The following is an 18,362-nucleotide window of genomic DNA, read 5'->3' as shown; positions in this document are numbered from 1 at the left end:
CTGGTTAACTTCCCGCTATTTTACCCTGAACTGGGCTGACAACAAAGGAAGAGGTTTTTTGAGACAAAGGATCTATGCCAGACGGTAAGATGCCGTCTACCATTACAACAATCCGTAGTTTCAAGGAAATAAACGCAATGACAAGACGTTACCTAAGAATTCTCCTGGTGGGAAGTCTCTTCACCCTGAGTGCCTGTGCTCAGCAAACCGAAGTTCGTCAGATGAAACAAAGCGTCAATACGCTCAATGCCGCAATGGACAAGCTGAACAAGGAAACGGTCAAGATCACCCAGCAAAATGCACTGAATGCAAAATCAAGCAGTGGTGTGTACCTGCTGCCTGGCTCAAACACACCTGCTCGTCTGAACAGTCAGATCGGAACATTGCGTATGTCGCTCATCAACGTTGCAGCCAACGCCGATGGTACACGGGTAACATTGCGCATTCAGGGTGAATCCAACGATCCATTACCCGCCTTCAGCGGTACGGTCGAATGGGGCCAGATTCAGGGCACGACGGACAGCTACCAGGAAGTGAATGTTAAAAGCCAGTTGATCAATGCACCAGCAAGCGTGTTAGCGCCGAGCGATGTCGATATTCCGTTGCAGTTGACGGGCATTACACCCGAACAGTTAGGTTTTGTCCGCATCCACGATATTCAGCCCGTCACACAGTAACCCACCTAAAAAGCGGAGTGCGATGTTACTCCGCTGACATTTACATCCCGCAAAGATTGGCAACATAAATGATTGCCGTTACAATCCCTGCCGTTTAAAGTACGCAAACGTGAACGCAATCGATTACGTGTGTGAGAGATATGTGAAACAACACATATTTTTGTGAGCAAGGATTCCTATAATAGGCTCCGCAGAAATACGAAATATTTTGAAACGCAAATCGCGCATTTTTCACTCCCGGAAGGGAAATTCAATCAGTGGCATGATTATGAAAAAAACATTACTTGCAGCCGGAGCAGTACTCGCACTTTCCTCCTCTTTCACTGTTAACGCAGCGGAAAAGGATCAACCTCAGTATCTGTCAGACTGGTGGCATCAGAGCGTCAACGTGGTAGGTAGCTACCACACCCGTTTTGGACCACTGCTGCGCAACGATACCTATCTGGAATATGAAGCCTTCGCCAAGAAAGACTGGTTTGATTTCTACGGCTATATGGATGCCCCAGTGTTCTTTGGTGGTAATACCGATGCAAAAGGTATTTGGAACCACGGTTCTCCGCTGTTTATGGAAATCGAACCGCGCTTCTCTATCGACAAACTGACCGGTGCTGACCTGAGCTTCGGTCCGTTCAAAGAGTGGTATATCGCAAACAACTACATCTACGACATGGGCCGCAACGCATCTGGTCGTCAGAGCACCTGGTACATGGGTCTGGGTACTGACATCGACACCGGTCTGCCAATGAGCCTGTCCATGAACGTGTATGCAAAATACCAATGGCAGAACTACGGCGCAGCGAACGAAAATGAGTGGGATGGCTACCGTTTCAAAGTGAAATACTTCGTGCCAATCACCCAACTGTGGGGCGGTAACCTGAGCTACATCGGTTTCACCAACTTTGACTGGGGTTCCGATCTGGGTAACGAAGACTTCCGTGACCTGAACGGCAAGAAAGCGCGTACGAATAACTCAATTGCGTCCAGCCACATTCTGGCACTGAACTACGATCACTGGCACTATTCTGTCGTTGCACGTTACTGGCACAACGGTGGCCAGTGGAACGATGATGCAAGCCTGAACTTCGGCAACGGCGATTTCAGCGTGAAATCTACCGGCTGGGGTGGTTACCTGGTTGTCGGTTACAACTTCTAATTTGCACCTGGGTTTCGCGGCTTAACGCCTCACCCGTCCTCTCCCCCCGGGAGAGGACGCAAATAAAAAAGCCAGCGTAATGCTGGCTTTTTTATTGCTTAACTTTTCGCAGAAAATCAGCCAGAGACCGCTCTGTACTCTCGCTAAATCGCCTGTCCGTCACCGCGATATTCAAACACCGGTCGAGTCGGAAGCAACGGTAATCGTCACGACGTTCACACCATGCAACCAGCAACCAGTGCTCTCCCCAGAAAAACATGCCCAGGGGCTGAACATCACGCCACGACAGCTGACCACTCTCGTCCCGATAATGCAGCGCCAAAACTTGCTGGGAAGCAATGGCCTGATGGATCACATCAAAGTTGCTTTTTGAATGCAATTGAGTCCCCATATCCGGAGCAAACAGCCGTGTCTGCTCCGCCTTACGGCGACTCTCCTCCGGCAGGATCGCCAGCACTTTTTCCTGAGCCGATTCAAGCTCGCGTGACAGAGATTCCCCGCCCCAGGTTTTGAGCAGGCGGATCGCCACAATCAACGCCTCTGACTCCCGGTTTGTCAGCATCAGAGGAGGTAAATCAAAACCCGACATCAGCCGATAACCACTCCCGGCTTCCCCTTCAACAGGCACACCCGAGAGCGATAAATCCCGGATATCACGGTAGACAGTACGTTCGGACACATTCAGTCTGTCCGCCAGATGCGCTGCCGTTGTCAGTCTCCTGCCTCTCAGGATCTGCACAATCTGAAACAATCGGTCAGCGCGTCGGGTCATACATTCTCCGGGTATCAGGCAGGTTGATGAAGGCCAAGACGATTATCTTCGCTATCGGTAAACAGCGCGATAGTGCCAATCCCCTGCGGCAGTTCCAGCGGGCCAAAGACACACTTGCCACCCGCGGATACGACACGATCGAGCGTAGCCGCCAGGTTGTCCGTATGCAGGTAAATAATAGCGCCCTGATGCGACGGTGTAATACCATCAAATTTTGCCAGCGCACCACCCGTGGCCGGGTCTTCATGCGGGAAAACCGCCAGCTCGGCACAATCCATTTTCTCGCGACGTAGCGATACCTGCATCACTGGTTCGTAAAATTTAATGGCGCGATCCATATCTGTGACCGGAATTTCAAACCAGTTAATGACGTTTTTCATACATCCTCCTGACAGTTGTTTGGGTTCAGAAGGAGTGTATGACAGGGCTCCTGACAGCATACTGTCAGGAGTGTTTGCCAGATACAGACAAAAAAATCCCGGTCTGTTGACCGGGATTTCAGTTCACTGAGCAGATGTCTGCTTATGGCAGAATAGACGGCTGATCCGCCCCTTCTTTTTCGACTTTCTGCTGGAGCAAGTGTTCGCGCTTCATGCCGAGTTTCAGTGCCAGTGCCGACGCGACGTAAATAGACGACGCCGTACCGATAGACACACCAATCAACATGGTCAGCGAGAAGCCTTCCAGAACCGGGCCGCCGAAGAGATACAGCATCAGGATAACCATTAAGGTCGTACCGGACGTGATCAATGTACGGTGCAGCGTTTGGGTTAACGATACGTTAAAGATTTCGTACGGCGTACCGCGACGGATCTTACGGAAGTTTTCACGAATACGGTCCGATACCACGATACTGTCGTTCAGTGAGTAACCGATAACCGACATCAGCGATGCCACAATGGTCAGGTCAATCTCAATATGGAACAGTGACAGTACGCCCATGGTGATCACCACGTCGTGCGCCAGTGCAATGACAACACCTGCCGCCAGTCGCCACTCGAAGCGGAAACCGACGTAAACCAGGATGGAGATCAGCGCAGCCATCAGCGCCATCGCCCCCGTCTGCGCAAGATCTGCACCGACGCTTGGCCCCACAAACTCAATTCGCTTAACCAGTGCATGTTGGCTGGTCGTTTCGTTAATCACGTTAACGACCTTGCTCCCCAACTCCTGGCTGCCATTGGCATCGTGGACGGGAGGCATACGCACCATGATGTCACGGCTGCTGCCGAAGTTCTGCAACAGCGGCTCTTCAAAGCCCGCTTTCTGCAGCGACAGACGCATCTGGTCCATATCGACCGGTTTTTCCAGCGTAATCTCAATCACCGTACCGCCGGTGAAATCGAGACCCCAGTTAAAACCTTTCACACCCATAATGACGATGGACAAAATCAGCAGAAAACCTGAAATGCCGAAGGCCCAGTAGTCCCAGCGCATAAAGTCCCAGACTTTACGGCCGTGGTTTAATTGTTCAACAGTATATTCCTGTGCCACAACGCACTCCTCAGATAGACAGCTTTTTAACGCGCTTGCCGCCGTACAGCAGGTTCACGATGGCACGGGTGCCGACAATAGCGGTAAACATCGACGTCGCGACACCGATACCGGTTGTAATCGCAAAGCCTTTGATCGCGCCAGTACCCACTGCATACAGGATAAGAACCTTAATCAGTGTTGTTACGTTCGCATCAAAGATTGAGCTGAACGCGCCTTTGTAGCCTTCTTCGATCGCCTGCTGCACAGAACGACCGTTACTCAGTTCTTCTTTGATACGCTCGTTTATCAGTACGTTGGCGTCGACTGCCACCGCAAGGGTTAGCACGATACCCGCAATACCCGGCATAGTCAGAGTCGCCCCTGGCAGCAGGGACATAATGCCGATAATCAGGACCAGGTTCGCCACCAGCGCAGAGGTCGCAATCAGACCGAACTTCTTGTAGAAGAAGATCATGAAGAGGATAGACACTACCAGACCGGCCAGACAGGCTTCCAGACCCTGCTTGATGTTCTGCATACCCAGGGTTGGACCAATCGTACGTTCTTCAACAATCTGAATTGGTGCAATCAATGCACCAGCACGCAGAAGCAGCGAAAGCTGACGCGCTTCATTCGGGTTGCTGATCCCCGTGATACGGAAGCTGTTACCCAGACGAGACTGGATGTTGGCGATGTTAATCACCTCTTCTTCCTTCACCAGAACCGCGCGGCCATTGGCATCTTTCTTACCGCTGTCTTTGTACTCCACAAACAGGGTCGCCATCGGTTTACCGATATTGTCCTTGGTGAAGTTAGACATGATGTTACCACCCGCACTATCCAGCGAAATGTTAACCTGCGGCTGGTTGTACTCATCCTGGCTTGAAGTGGAATCGGTGATGTGGTCACCGGTCAGGATCACGCGTTTGTACAGCACAACAGGCTGGCCTTCACGCGTCTGTTTCACTTCAGAGTCACCTGGAATACGGCCAGAGGCAGCAGCAGACTGATCAACATTGCTGTTTACCAGACGGAATTCCAGCGTTGCAGTCGCACCGAGAATCTCTTTCGCACGCGCAGTGTCCTGGATACCAGGCAGCTCAACCACGATACGGTCAGCACCCTGACGCTGTACCAGCGGCTCAGCCACACCCAGTTGGTTTACACGGTTACGCAGAATATTGATGTTCTGTTGAACCGCATATTCACGCGCTTCGCTCAGACGCGCATCCGTCATCACCGCGCGCAGCTGATTACTGCCCTGAGAAGTGATAACCAGATCACGATGGCGTTGAGACAGGTAAGTAACAGCCTGATCGCGTGCCGCGCTGTCGCGGAACGTGATGCTCATGCCGTAGTTATCTTCTTTACGCACGGTAGTGTATGCGATGCCTTTTTCACGCAGATCGCTACGCAGGCCGTCGATATTCTGTTCCTGCAGTTTGCCCAGAGCAGTATCCATATCCACTTCCATCAGGAAGTGAACACCACCACGCAGGTCAAGACCAAGTTTCATTGGCTCTGCATTCAGTGCAGCCAGCCAACGCGGGGTTGCAGGAGCAAGGTTCAGCGCCACGACATACTTATCACCCAGCACGCCCATCAGCGCTTCACGCGCGCGGAGTTGCGTGTCGGTGGTGTCGAAGCGAGCAAGAATTGCGCCCTCTTCCAGTGCCACAGACTTAGCGGTAATTTTTTCTTCTTGTAACGTTTTCTGGACCTGGATCAGCGTTTGCTCACTGGCGGCGACACCGCGCGCGCCAGTGATTTGAACGGCCGGATCCTCACCATACAGGTTGGGAAGCGCGTACAGCAGGCCGACGAGAATCACGACGACCAGCATGATGTACTTCCACAAAGGATAACGGTTTAACACGGCAGTTCCCTTTGGGAAAAGTTGGGATTACAGCGCCTTCATAGTGCCTTTCGGCAGAACGGCAGCTACGAAGTCACGTTTGATAACCACTTCAGTGGTATCGTTCAGCGCGATAGAGATATAGCCAGTTTCAGCTACTTTCGTCACGCGACCAACCAGACCGCCATTGGTCAGCACTTCATCGCCTTTTGCGATGGAGCTCATCAGATTTTTGTGCTCTTTGGTGCGTTTCTGCTGTGGGCGCAGGATCATGAAGTAGAAGATCAGACCGAACACAACCAGCATCAGAATCAGAGACATCGGGCTGCCCTGCGCCGGAGCACCTGTTGCTGCTACCGCATCAGAAATAAAAAAGCTCATTCAAATTCCCTCATTATTAAAATTAATCAACGTTCAAAGGTGGAACAGTTCGACCCTGACGTTGGTAGAAATCGGTCACGAAGCTCTCTAATTTACCCTCTTCGATAGCCTTACGTAAACCAGCCATTAAGCGCTGATAATAACGAAGGTTATGAATAGTATTGAGACGCGCGCCTAAAATCTCATTGCAACGGTCAAGATGATGCAAATACGCGCGAGAATAGTGACGACAGGTATAGCAATCACACTCGGCATCGAGCGGACTGGTATCACTTTTATGCTTCGCGTTACGGATTTTCACCACGCCATCGGTAACAAACAGATGTCCGTTACGGGCATTACGGGTTGGCATCACGCAGTCGAACATATCGATACCGCGACGCACACCCTCAACCAGGTCTTCCGGTTTACCCACGCCCATCAGGTATCGTGGTTTGTCGGCCGGGATTTGCGGGCACACATGTTCCAGAATACGGTGCATGTCTTCCTTTGGCTCACCCACCGCCAAACCGCCGACAGCGTAGCCATCAAAACCTATCTCTACCAGACCTTTAACAGAGATATCACGTAAATCTTCGTAAACACTGCCCTGGATAATGCCGAACAGTGCGTTTTTGTTCTCAAGAGAGTCAAAACGGTCACGACTGCGTTGCGCCCAGCGCAGAGACATCTCCATAGAACGTTTTGCGTAATCCCAGTCAGCCGGGTATGGCGTACACTCATCGAAGATCATCACGATATCGGAGCCGAGATCGTACTGAATCTCCATGGATTTTTCAGGATCGAGGAAAATCGGATCGCCGTTGATCGGGTTACGGAAATGCACACCCTTCTCGGTGATCTTGCGGATGTCACCCAGGCTGAACACCTGGAAACCGCCGGAGTCGGTCAGGATTGGGCCTTTCCACTGCATGAAGTCATGCAGGTCGCCGTGCAACTTCATGATCTCCTGGCCCGGACGCAGCCACAGGTGGAAGGTATTACCCAGGATAATCTGTGCGCCAGTGGCTTCCACTTCTTCCGGCGTCATGCCTTTGACTGTGCCGTAAGTGCCTACAGGCATAAACGCGGGCGTTTCAACCACACCGCGATCAAACACCAGGCGACCGCGACGCGCGCGGCCATCGGTGGTATCAAGTTCAAATTTCATTTTTTCTCCGACGTCAGAAAAACAGTCCAACGTTGTAAAACGGTGTCGCGGACTTATTCCCCGACACGCTCATTCAAAGCCTGCGGATTGTACGTGATAAACATCGCGTCCCCGTAGCTAAAAAAGCGATAATTTTGTTCTACCGCAGCCTTGTAGGCATTCATTGTATGTTGATACCCGGCAAACGCGGAAACCAGCATAATCAGAGTCGATTCAGGCAGATGGAAATTGGTGACCAGAGCGTCAATGACGTTGTATTGATATCCTGGGAAAATAAAGATCTGCGTATCGCCAAAGAAAGGTTCAATAAGATCGGTTTTCGCCGCCTGCGCCGCGCTCTCCAGCGAACGCACAGAGGTCGTACCGACAGCTATGACACGGCTGCCACGGGCTTTCGCCGCCAGCACAGCATCCACCACCTCTTGCGGCACTTCAGCATATTCAGAGTGCATTATGTGGTCTTCGATACTATCTACCCGCACCGGCTGGAACGTGCCCGCGCCGACGTGAAGCGTCACAAACGCCATTTCAATGCCTTTCTCTCGAAGCGCCGCCAGCAGGGGTTCATCGAAATGCAAGCCCGCCGTTGGTGCAGCTACTGCGCCTGGCTTCTCGCTGTAAACGGTTTGATAAAGTTCGCGATCAGCATCTTCATCTGGACGGTCGATATACGGTGGCAGCGGCATATGGCCAATGGCGTTCAGAATATCCAGTACCGGGCGTTCATCGTTAAATTCCACTTCAAACAGTGCATCATGACGCGCGGTCATGGTCGCCTTGATGCTCTCGTCGTCGCCCAGCAGCAGTTCTGCACCTGGCTTCGGCGCTTTAGAGGCGCGAATGTGTGCCAGAATACGTTTATCATCGAGCATACGTTCGACCAGCACTTCAATCTTGCCGCCGCTGGCTTTACGGCCAAACAGGCGCGCCGGGATCACGCGGGTATTGTTAAAGACCAGCAGATCGCCAGGGTTGAGCTTGTCGAGCAAATCGGTGAAAGTACCGTGCGTCAGCGCGCCCGTTGGCCCGTCCAGCGACAGTAAGCGGCAACTGCTGCGCTCTGGTTGTGGATAGTGAGCAATCAGGTTTTCAGGTAGTTCAAAGGAGAAATCGGCGACGCGCATGACGTATACTCGTGACTTAAAAACAGGCGGCATAGTCTAGTGCTCACGCCCCTTTGCTGCAACAACTAGCCGTATCTGGACAAATAAAACGCATGAATTTTCTCGCTCACCTGCATCTCGCACATCTTGCTAACAGCTCTCTTTCCGGCAATTTGCTGGCCGATTTTGTGCGCGGTAATCCCGCAGATGACTATCCTGCTGAAGTGGTCGAAGGGATTTTCATGCATCGCCGGATCGATGTACTGACCGACAATCTGCCTGAAGTGAACGAAGCGAAAGCGTGGTTTCGCCCCGAAACACGCCGGGTTGCCCCCATTACGCTGGATGTTATGTGGGATCACTTTTTGTCGCGGCACTGGGAAGCCGTGTCACCCGACCTGCCTTTACCTGAGTTCGTCCACTATGCCCATTCGCAGATCGCCACGATTTTGCCGGACTCGCCGCCGCGCTTTGTGAATCTGAACGACTATTTATGGTCCGAGCGCTGGCTCGAGCGGTATCGCGAGATGGCGTTTATTCAGCGGGTACTCAACGGCATGGCCAGTCGCCGCCCGCGTCTGGATGCCCTGCGCGATTCCTGGCACGATCTGGACACCCATTATGACGCGCTGGAGACCCGCTTCTGGCAGTTTTATCCGCGCATGATGGCACAGGCGAAAAACAAACAACTTTAAATACGCTTCATCCTTCAGGCTACGTCCGCTCACCCAGTCCTTGAGCTACGTAAGCTCCAGGGGATCCCCGGACGTACCGCCGTGATGCAACTTGAAGGATTTTGCGTATAGAAAGGGCATTGATAGGTAAAAGCTGGCGGAACGATTGTCACCACCTCTTTGTCTTACTGTCTGACACTCTCTATACTGGCTCGCGTTGCGTTCCAAATAACCTTAGTATCTACAGGAGAATCATATGGTTCTGGTAACTCGTCCGGCTCCGGATTTTACAGCTGCAGCAGTTCTGGGCAACGGTGAAATCGTTGAAAATTTCAATTTCAAACAGCACACCAACGGTAAAGCGACCGTTCTGTTCTTCTGGCCAATGGACTTCACTTTCGTTTGCCCATCTGAACTGATCGCTTTCGACAAACGTTACGAAGAATTCCAGAAACGTGGCGTTGAAGTTGTGGGTGTTTCCTTCGACTCTGAATTTGTACACAACGCATGGCGTAACACCCCTGTCGACAAAGGCGGCATCGGTGCGGTGAAATACGCAATGGTTGCGGACATCAAACGTGAAGTTCAACAGGCTTACGGTATCGAACATCCGGACGCTGGCGTTGCACTGCGCGGTTCTTTCCTGATCGATGCTAACGGCATCGTTCGTCACCAGGTGGTGAACGATCTACCACTGGGTCGTAACATCGACGAAATGCTGCGTATGGTTGATGCGCTGCAGTTCCACGAAGAGCACGGTGAAGTGTGCCCGGCTCAGTGGGAAAAAGGCAAAGAAGGCATGAACGCGTCTCCAGACGGCGTGGCTAAATACCTGTCCGAGAACGTATCCAGCCTGTAATCGGCCGGTTGACGAGAAAGGCCCGCTAATGCGGGCCTTTTTAATTTAAAACGCGAAACACGAACATCCCAGCACACCCCAGAACGCCTGCTCATCCGACACCGGAATATCCGACTGACGCGCAATGCCATGCGCGTGGCCATGCACACCGCAACTGCCAATGCACTGATGCATCTGTACCACCGCGCCCACTTTACTGGCCGCTGGCGGCGCTGAACGGTAATGCCCCGGAACCTTCACGACCGGAGACCACTCAGGCAATACCGGGATCGGCGGCGGAGCAAGTGGGCTAAAGTGCCCTGCAGCATACACGACTTTGCCATCTACCACCGTCAGCACCGACTCAATGCCTTTGATCTCCTCTTCTGGCACGCTGAAGAAATCTTTCGAGAGCACCACCAAATCGGCAAGTTGCCCTTCCACGATGCGCCCTTTTTTGCCCTGTTCACTGGAGAACCAGGCGCTGCCTGCGGTCCACAGTTCAAGCGCCACATCACGCGGCAGACGGTTATTATCGTCATACATTGTCAGTCCGCCGACAGTGCGTCCTGAAACCAGCCAGTAGAGCGCCGTCCACGGGTTATAGCTCGCCACGCGGGTAGCATCAGTACCTAAACCGACCGGCACATCCAGTTCCAGCATTTTGGCAACCGGCGGAGTATGTTTCACCGCCTCTTTACCGTAGCGGTCGACAAAATACTCCCCCTGGAAAGCCATACGGTGTTGTACTGCAATCCCGCCGCCCAACGCTTTGACACGCTCGATATTGCGCTCGGTGATGGTCTCCGCATGATCAAAGAACCAGTGCAGACCATTAAACGGAATGTCACGGTTTACCTTCTCGAACACGTCCAACATTCGGCTGATGGATTCATCATAAGTCGCATGCAGACGGAACGGCCAGCGATGCTCGACCAGATGACGAACCACGCGTTCCAGCTCGTCTTCCATCCCCTCGGGTAAATCCGGACGAGGCTGGAGAAAATCTTCAAAATCTGCAGCTGAAAAGACCAGCATTTCACCCGCGCCGTTAGCCCGATAGAAATCGGTCCCCTGGCCTGGCTTGAGCATATCGGTCCAGCGCTCAAAATCCTCCAGTTCCTGTTTTGGTCGCTGGGTGAAAAGGTTGTAGGCAATGCGGATCGTCATCTGCTCTTTTACATGCAGTTCCTCGATGATCTCGTAATCTTCCGGGTAATTCTGGAAACCGCCACCTGCGTCAATGGCGCTGGTCAGCCCCAGACGGTTCAGCTCTCGCATAAACTGTCGCGTGGAGTTTACCTGCTGCTCAAGTGGCAATTTCGGCCCTTTCGCCAGCGTAGAATAGAGGATCATCGCATTCGGTTTAGCAATCAGCATCCCGGTTGGATTACCGTTATTATCCCGAACGATCTCTCCCCCTGCCGGGTTTGGCGTTTCTTTGGTGTAACCTACCGCTTTCAGCGCTGCGCGGTTAAGCAGTGCACGATCGTACAGATGGAGAACAAACACCGGGGTATCTGGCGCAGCTTCATTGAGTTCTTCAATGGTTGGCATCCGGCGTTCGGCAAACTGGAATTCACTCCAGCCCCCCACCACACGAACCCACTGCGGCGACGGCGTACGATCGGCCTGATCTTTTAGCATACGCAGCGCATCCGACAGCGAGGGCACACCTTCCCAACGTAGCTCAAGGTTATAATTCAGCCCGCCGCGAATCAGGTGCAGATGCGAATCGTTGAGACCGGGGATCACCGTACTTCCCTGCAAATCAATAATCTGTGTGCCTTGCTCGGCATAACTCATGATGCGATCGTGGCTTCCGGTCGCAAGGATCTTGCCGTTGGCGATCGCAACCGCTTCAGTTTGCAGCATTTCACGATCGAGCGTATGGACCTTACCTTTGGTTAAGATCAGTGTGGCAGTTTGAGACATAACGAACTCCTTCACGCCAGATCAGGCTTTTTTAAGCCATCCGGCAAACAGACGGGTCACGATGGGCATCCACAGCCAGACCACCAGCGCGACCACAGATGCATCGTTAATCAAATGCAGCAATAAAGAACCTTTCAGGCCAGGAAGCAGCGCGCCTGTTACCAGCGGTACAACGTTGGTACTGGGGAAAATAACCAGCAGCGTAATCAGAAACTGTTTCCACTGCTTTGGCTTACGTACATGGACCTCTGGCGGAGTAAACCAGAAGGCAGCTTCCGTACGCACTTCAGTTTTATCGCCTTCTGCCAGCAACGGTTCGATCTCTTTAACCAGCACCGTACGCGTGTCTGATTGCGTCCAGGCATAAAGATGCTCAATGGTGTCGAAGCGAATGATCACCGTCCACAGGTCCTGTTCGCCGGAGGGACGAATGACGTTCGCGCCAAGATGGCCGGGAAACTCAGCGGCAATGGGCATAATCTTGCCCAGCCACTGTTCGTATCGCCCGGCCTGCCCCGGAAGTAACGTATGTGTGATCACCAGCGTCACATGTGATGTTTGCGCCATAAGGATTTCCTGGTCATTGATGGGCGAGAGAACCTCGCCCCCAAAGGATTACGCTTTACGCTCTGGCGCACCGTGAACAAGGGTATAAGCATAATCAACGCCCATCCCATAAGCCCCGCTGTGCTCACGCACCAGATCCATGACTGCGTCATAAGTGCCTTTTCGTGACCAGTCACGCTGATATTCAAGCAGAACCTGTTGCCAGGTTACGGGTACAGCACCCGCCTGTACCATACGATCAATAGCGCGTTCGTGGGCATCCACTGAGGTTCCGCCAGACGTATCCGTCACCACATAGACGTCAAAACCTTCGTCCAGTGCCATCAGCGCCGGAAAGGTGAGGCAAACTTCAGTCCACAGGGCCGAGATGATGAGTTTTTTGCGGCCCGTTGCTTTCACTGCCGCAACAAACGCATCATCTTCCCAGGAGTTCATCGACGTACGTTCGATAGGTTTGACATCAGGGTGAACGGCCAGTAATTCCGGCCAGATATAGCCACTGAAACTTTTGGTTTCTACTGACGTGTAGATAACCGGCACATTAAATATTTTGCCGGCTTTCGCCAGCGCAACCGTATTATTTTTAAGAAGTTGGCGGTCAATATTGGCCACGCCAAAAGACATTTGCGGCTGATGATCGATAAAAATTAACGCGGAGTTAGACGGGTCAATCAGTTCACGAATAGACATAAAAGTACCTTTTAATCAATATGTTAAAAGCCAACGATTTTGTGTGCTATATGAGAAAGGGCCCTGACTGATAAAGCAAATTGAGTATAGCGAGATTTGATTGAGCGGATATTAAAGATATTTGTCCCCTCTGTTGAATTTAACCGAACAACTTAGGGGAATATTCTGCAACCGGCATAAGTACCCGTTGCAGAAGAGGATTAATTACCGAACCAGATGGATGCAGAAATCGCGGGTAATGAGAGTATTCCGTCCTGAAGCGAACCTTTACCCTCTTTCAACTGCCACGCTTTCACATTGAGCAGTGGAGAGCCATCCAGCACCACTTCACAGGCTTCACCCCGGTTGATCGCAACCAGCACACGCTGCTGGTTATAGACACGGGCAAAGACCACCACATTATCGTGGGCGTAAACCACCTGACAGCCGCCGTAGCGCAATGCCTGATTTTGTTTACGCAGTTTCGCCAGACGTTGATACAGACTGAGTAACTTCTCGTCCTGGTGTTCCGTTTTCCACGGGAACGTCTTGCGGCAGAACGGATCATTGTTTCCATCCAGCCCCACTTCATCACCGTAGTAAATGCATGGAACCCCAGGCCAGGTAAAGAGCCAGGTCACCGCCAGCGGCAAGCGCGCCACATCCTTACCGAGGAGTGATTTAAAACGTGCAGTATCGTGGCTATCCAGTTGGTTAAACATCCGCAACTGCTGCTGATGTGACAAACCGGCACGGTAGTTATCCATCCACGCCATGCAGGTTTCGGCGTCGATATGATTTGGATCGTAAGAAATATCGGTATTGGCGAGAAATCCCCACAGCGGGAAGGTAAAGCCCCGGTAGTTCATCGCCGCATCTTCCGCATCGGCCTGCAACCACTGACGCGCATCGCCAAAGTGCTCGCCAAAAACAAACGCTTCAGGCTGGGCCATTTTCGCTGAACGTGTGATCCCGGCAACGTGCTGAATATTATTCCGCGCCCCACCCGCTTCCCCAAGCATATGCACCACATCCAGACGCCAGCCATCCATGCTCCATGGCGCTTTTAACCAATGGCGCACAATGCTCTCCTCGCCGCCATAGATCTCTTTCACCAGCGTAGGTGACTGAAAATCGAGCTTAGGCAGGCTGGCGTAACCCAGCCAGTCGAGCGCGCGACCATCGTCGTTAAAGCTGTACCAGTCCCGCTGCGCAGAATCAGGGTTATGGCATGCGCCCCCCATGCTCTGATTATGCCGGTCGAACCAGACGTGGGAGTCACCGCTGTGGTTAAACACACCATCCAGAATCAGGCGCATCCCTTCGTTTTTGGTATTTTCACGCAGGCGCAGTAAGGCTTCATCGCCACCAAAATGCTCATCAACGTGGCGATAGTCTTCAGTATCGTATTTATGTACGCTCGGGGCTTTAAACACCGGGTTCAGGTACAACGCCGTCACGCCCAGCTTTTTCAGGTACGGAAGTTTTTCACTGATACCGTCGAGATCGCCACCGTAGAACGTCGATCCTCCCGCCTGGGCCGTCAGCGGCTCAGCCCATTCTTTCAGGATAATATCGTGGCCCGCCGCATGGTGGTAATAGACCTCATCCTGCTGCGCAGTACGCTTCTGGCTGCGGGCAAAACGGTCAGGGAAAATCTGGTAAAAGACCTGATCGTTAACCCACTGCGGGCCGTTGTCCGGGTAATCGACCGCAAACTGTTCCAGCCGTGCCGGAGGGAAACGGCTAAATCCTTGCGGGGTAAACCACAGCTGACGGTTATTCCACAGCAATTTGAAGCTGTAACGGCGGCGCGGTTGCCCGCTGCGTAAATCAATATTTGCCCGCCACGCGGTGATCCCCGGCTGCGGTTGGCTGCGCTGTTTGTGCATCTTCAGCGCAGTCTCTTCGTTATCTATTTCGGCGCGTAGCGTCACGCGTTCAGGCTGATTTTCTCCCGCCAGCCAGAGCGTAATCACAAGGTTGTCTTTGTTTTGCTTAACAAATGGGGCAACCGGAAGGTGCCAGGCATTTAACATCACGAATCCCCTTTGATGAAATTGACGTCACCTTGCCACAGGGTTGTTAAGGTTAGCTCATCATGAAGAGGTTTATTGGGGGAGGAGGACGGGGGAGGAGGCATCAATACACCCTGATGCCTCACTCTGCCCCTCTCCCGACGAGAGAGGGGACTCTGTTTTACTGTGCTTCAGCCAACTGGCGATCGCGGCGGCATTTAAACACCCACCCTGCCAGCAGCAACACAATCCACGCGAAACCGACATACAGTGAAATGCGGGTATCCGGATGATAGCCAATCAGGCCAATAATAAAGACCAGGAAAATCAAACCAACAACCGTTGTCGTAATGCCGCCAGGCACTTTAAATTTCAGCGCTTTCACCTCTTCAGGGGGCAGACGGCGACGGAAGGCAATTTGCGACAGCAGGATCATGATCCACACCCACACCGTTGCGAAAGTCGCCAGTGACGCAATCACCAGGAACACGTTCTCTGGCATGATGTAGTTCAGGTAGACCGAGAACAACAGCGCAATGGTCATCACCAGAACAGTGACCCACGGCGTACCGCGACGTGAGGTTTTAGCGAATACTTTCGGCGCGCTCCCCTGCTCGGCCATTCCGTGCAGCATACGACCGACACCAAATACGTCGCTGTTAATGGCAGAAAGTGACGCCGTCAGAACGACAAAGTTGAGAATACTGGCTGCAAACGCAATCCCCATATGCTGGAACGTCAACACGAATGGGCTACCGTTAGTGCCGACCTGGTTCCACGGGTAAATGGACATAATCACAAACAGCGTACCCACATAGAACACCAGAATACGCATTGGAACAGAGTTGATCGCGCGGGGAATCGATTTTTCAGGGTCTTTCGCTTCACCCGCAGTGATCCCGATAATTTCGATCCCACCGTAAGCAAACATCACCATTTGCAGCGACATCACCATGCCAAGCCAGCCGTTGCTGAAGAAGCCACCATTGGTCCACAAGTTATGGATCCCCGTTGGCTGACCACCGTTACCGATACCCCAGATGATGATGCCGAAGCCCGCCACGATCATGATAATAATGGTCGCGACTTTAAAGAATGAGAACCAGAACTCCAGCTCACCAAAAACCTTCACGCTCATCAGGTTGACGGCGCAAATGATCAACACCACGCTCAACACCCATATCCAGTGTGGTACTAAGGGGAACCAGACGCCCATATAGATACCAAAGGCCGTCACATCAGCGATTGCGACAATCAGAATTTCAAAACAGTAAGTCCAGCCTGTGATGTAACCTGCGAGCGGGCCTAAGTTTTCCTGTGCATAGCGGGAGAAAGAGCTGGCGGAAGGGTTATGAACCGACATCTCCCCCAGCGCACGCATAATAATATAGGCCGCAATACCGCCAATGATGTAGGCCAGCAGGACGCTCGGACCGGCCATTTTAATGGCATCTGCCGAGCCATAAAAAAGGCCAGTACCAATCGCTGAGCCTAACGCCATAAAGCGAATATGGCGGGTACTTAGCCCACGTTTGAGTTTGTTAGTGCTTTCCATTTAAATCTTGCCATTCAACTCGAAAAAAACAAAAAACCACGGGGCCTTAAGCCCCGTGGTTAAACATTTTGTTGCCGTTGATTAATGCGCGTTAGAGGTAACCTGACGCCCTGCAGCACGATCCCAGATAACAGCCAGAATCAGCGCAACAACGGTAGGCATCAGCCATGCCAGGCCTTGTTCAGACAATGGCAGACGTTGTGTCCAGGCAGGCAGCATGCCGCCAATCGCTGATGCTTTAATCCCGTCAAGGATACCAAAAAGCAGGCTGATAAACATAGCAGGCGCAATAATTCGGGATGAATTATTCCACCACGGACGCGTAAAGCTCAGTACAACCAGCACGATACACGGCGGATAAATGGCAGTCAGCACCGGAATGGAGATCTGGATCAAGTGGCTCAGCCCCAGGTTTGACACTGCCATCGAGAAGCCGCCAAGGATAAATACCAGCGTGCGGTAAGAGAGAGGCAGATACTGGGCAAAGAACTCAGCACACGCACAGGTCAGGCCAACCGCCGTCACCAGGCACGCGAGGAAAATCAGTACCGCTAACAGGAGGCTACCCGCGCCACCGAAGGTGTGCTGAACGTAAGCATGCAGGATAGCTGCGCCATTGGCATTCTGATCGACCAGCGTCGCGCTATCAGAACCCAGACGGAACAGCGCCAGATACAGCAGTGTCAGGCCAACACCCGCCATCAGACCAGCCCAGATGGTATAACGCGTCAGCAGGCGAGCTTCGGTCACCCCGCGGGAACGCGCAGCGTTAACAATAACGATACCAAAGACCATAGCGCCCAGCGTATCCATGGTCAGATAACCGTTCACAAAACCATTCGAGAAGGCTGCGTTTTTATAGGCATCCATCGCATCACTGATAGGGCCCGCTGGCCAGATAATGGCCGCGACTGCCAGCACGATCAGCGCAACAATTTTCATCGGTGCCAGGAAGTTGCCCACGGTATCCAGCAGTTTGCCAGGATAGAGGGAAACCAGAATCACAATCGCGAAATAGACCAGGCTGTAAATAAACAGCGGCATCGCCCCGTCACCCGTCAGCGGTGCAATCCCCACTTCAAAAGAGACGGTCGCAGTACGTGGCGCAGCAAACAGTGGTCCAACGGCCAGGTAGCACACGGTCGCCAGCAAAACACCCGCCACTTTACCGATTGGTGAGCTAAGGCTATCAACGCCGCCACCCACTTTTGCCAGGGCAATAATCGTTAGCACTGGTAAACCTACCGCGGTCACGAGGAAGCCAATCGCAGCCGTCCAGACGTGTTCACCCGCCTGCAAGCCAACCATTGGAGGGAAAATGATGTTGCCTGCGCCAACGAACAGCGCAAATGTCATAAAGCCCAGCGCGATAATGTCACGCGATTTTAAGTGATGGGTCATAGAACCTTACTGCCTGTGGATGTGGTGTTGAAAACGTTGAGATTTTCGCCATCCCTGACGGGACAATACAGCGGAAAATTTGCTCAATTTCAGCGGGATATGCTCCCGTCCTGGCGTGGCGAAGAATAGTTTTTCGAT

Annotated in this window: 17 protein-coding genes; 4 read left to right on the top strand and 13 right to left on the bottom strand. The window is 52.5% G+C overall.

Annotation, left to right across the window (positions count from 1 at the left end; translation table 11 throughout):
- The first annotated feature begins 137 nt into the window (after nucleotides 1–137).
- Nucleotides 138–677, top strand: coding sequence for a DUF3251 domain-containing protein (locus HV346_RS04845; protein WP_181622442.1), 540 nt, complete (start codon nucleotides 138–140; stop codon nucleotides 675–677).
- Between the two features lie 268 nt (nucleotides 678–945).
- A complete protein-coding gene (locus HV346_RS04840; protein ID WP_181622441.1) occupies nucleotides 946–1,830 on the top strand; it encodes a nucleoside-specific channel-forming protein Tsx in 885 nt (294 codons plus the stop codon).
- Between the two features lie 91 nt (nucleotides 1,831–1,921).
- Here the strand turns inward: HV346_RS04840 and HV346_RS04835 are convergent, their stop codons facing one another.
- The 7 genes from HV346_RS04835 to queA all read right to left on the bottom strand — a co-directional run bounded on the left by HV346_RS04835 (nucleotide 1,922) and on the right by queA (nucleotide 8,588).
- Complete coding sequence (locus tag HV346_RS04835) at nucleotides 1,922–2,602, bottom strand: YafY family protein (protein ID WP_181622440.1); 681 nt, start codon at nucleotides 2,600–2,602, stop codon at nucleotides 1,922–1,924.
- Between the two features lie 14 nt (nucleotides 2,603–2,616).
- Nucleotides 2,617–2,982, bottom strand: coding sequence for a VOC family protein (locus tag HV346_RS04830; RefSeq protein WP_181622439.1), 366 nt, complete (start codon nucleotides 2,980–2,982; stop codon nucleotides 2,617–2,619).
- A 142-nt stretch (nucleotides 2,983–3,124) separates the two neighbouring features.
- Entirely contained in the window at nucleotides 3,125–4,096 is a 972-nt protein-coding gene (gene secF / locus HV346_RS04825) for a protein translocase subunit SecF (RefSeq protein WP_181622438.1), read from the bottom strand.
- A gap of 10 nt (nucleotides 4,097–4,106) precedes the next feature.
- Nucleotides 4,107–5,954 (bottom strand): protein translocase subunit SecD, encoded by a 1,848-nt coding sequence (gene secD / locus HV346_RS04820; RefSeq protein ID WP_181622437.1) that lies wholly within the window; start codon nucleotides 5,952–5,954, stop codon nucleotides 4,107–4,109.
- A gap of 27 nt (nucleotides 5,955–5,981) precedes the next feature.
- Nucleotides 5,982–6,314 carry a preprotein translocase subunit YajC gene (yajC, locus tag HV346_RS04815; RefSeq protein ID WP_052283894.1) on the bottom strand — a complete coding sequence of 111 codons (333 nt, stop codon included), beginning with the start codon at nucleotides 6,312–6,314 and terminating at the stop codon, nucleotides 5,982–5,984.
- A 22-nt stretch (nucleotides 6,315–6,336) separates the two neighbouring features.
- Nucleotides 6,337–7,464, bottom strand: a complete 1,128-nt coding sequence (tgt, locus tag HV346_RS04810; RefSeq protein ID WP_181622436.1) for a tRNA guanosine(34) transglycosylase Tgt — start codon at nucleotides 7,462–7,464, stop codon at nucleotides 6,337–6,339.
- A gap of 53 nt (nucleotides 7,465–7,517) precedes the next feature.
- The gene (gene queA / locus HV346_RS04805) at nucleotides 7,518–8,588 is read right to left on the bottom strand and encodes a tRNA preQ1(34) S-adenosylmethionine ribosyltransferase-isomerase QueA (protein WP_181622435.1); all 1,071 of its coding nucleotides are present in this window, start codon (nucleotides 8,586–8,588) and stop codon (nucleotides 7,518–7,520) included.
- 92 nt (nucleotides 8,589–8,680) lie between these two features.
- Here queA and acpH point away from each other — a divergent pair, with 92 nt between their 5' ends.
- Nucleotides 8,681–9,262: an ACP phosphodiesterase gene (acpH, locus tag HV346_RS04800; protein ID WP_181622434.1), complete on the top strand. Its 582-nt coding sequence runs from the start codon at nucleotides 8,681–8,683 to the stop codon at nucleotides 9,260–9,262.
- A 235-nt stretch (nucleotides 9,263–9,497) separates the two neighbouring features.
- The gene (locus tag HV346_RS04795; RefSeq protein WP_181622433.1) at nucleotides 9,498–10,100 is read left to right on the top strand and encodes a peroxiredoxin; all 603 of its coding nucleotides are present in this window, start codon (nucleotides 9,498–9,500) and stop codon (nucleotides 10,098–10,100) included.
- 45 nt (nucleotides 10,101–10,145) lie between these two features.
- On the opposite strand, the gene HV346_RS04790 is transcribed toward HV346_RS04795, so the two are convergent.
- The 6 genes from HV346_RS04790 to brnQ all read right to left on the bottom strand — a co-directional run bounded on the left by HV346_RS04790 (nucleotide 10,146) and on the right by brnQ (nucleotide 18,224).
- The gene (locus HV346_RS04790; RefSeq protein ID WP_181622432.1) at nucleotides 10,146–12,014 is read right to left on the bottom strand and encodes an amidohydrolase; all 1,869 of its coding nucleotides are present in this window, start codon (nucleotides 12,012–12,014) and stop codon (nucleotides 10,146–10,148) included.
- Between the two features lie 21 nt (nucleotides 12,015–12,035).
- Complete coding sequence (locus HV346_RS04785; protein ID WP_181622431.1) at nucleotides 12,036–12,581, bottom strand: antibiotic biosynthesis monooxygenase; 546 nt, start codon at nucleotides 12,579–12,581, stop codon at nucleotides 12,036–12,038.
- Nucleotides 12,582–12,629: 48 nt separating this feature from the next.
- Nucleotides 12,630–13,271 carry a hydrolase gene (locus HV346_RS04780; protein WP_181622430.1) on the bottom strand — a complete coding sequence of 214 codons (642 nt, stop codon included), beginning with the start codon at nucleotides 13,269–13,271 and terminating at the stop codon, nucleotides 12,630–12,632.
- 200 nt (nucleotides 13,272–13,471) lie between these two features.
- Entirely contained in the window at nucleotides 13,472–15,289 is a 1,818-nt protein-coding gene (malZ, locus tag HV346_RS04775; protein ID WP_181622429.1) for a maltodextrin glucosidase, read from the bottom strand.
- A gap of 160 nt (nucleotides 15,290–15,449) precedes the next feature.
- Nucleotides 15,450–16,823 (bottom strand): proline-specific permease ProY, encoded by a 1,374-nt coding sequence (proY, locus tag HV346_RS04770; RefSeq protein ID WP_181622428.1) that lies wholly within the window; start codon nucleotides 16,821–16,823, stop codon nucleotides 15,450–15,452.
- Nucleotides 16,824–16,904: 81 nt separating this feature from the next.
- Complete coding sequence (gene brnQ, locus HV346_RS04765; RefSeq protein WP_181622427.1) at nucleotides 16,905–18,224, bottom strand: branched-chain amino acid transporter carrier protein BrnQ; 1,320 nt, start codon at nucleotides 18,222–18,224, stop codon at nucleotides 16,905–16,907.
- Nucleotides 18,225–18,362: the final 138 nt, after the last annotated feature.

The organism is Enterobacter sp. RHBSTW-00994, assembly GCF_013782625.1.
In the GTDB taxonomy this organism is placed as follows: domain Bacteria; phylum Pseudomonadota; class Gammaproteobacteria; order Enterobacterales; family Enterobacteriaceae; genus Enterobacter.
The sequence above is the reverse complement of the archived record's forward strand: the minus strand, read 5'-3'. Positions and strand labels throughout refer to the sequence as shown.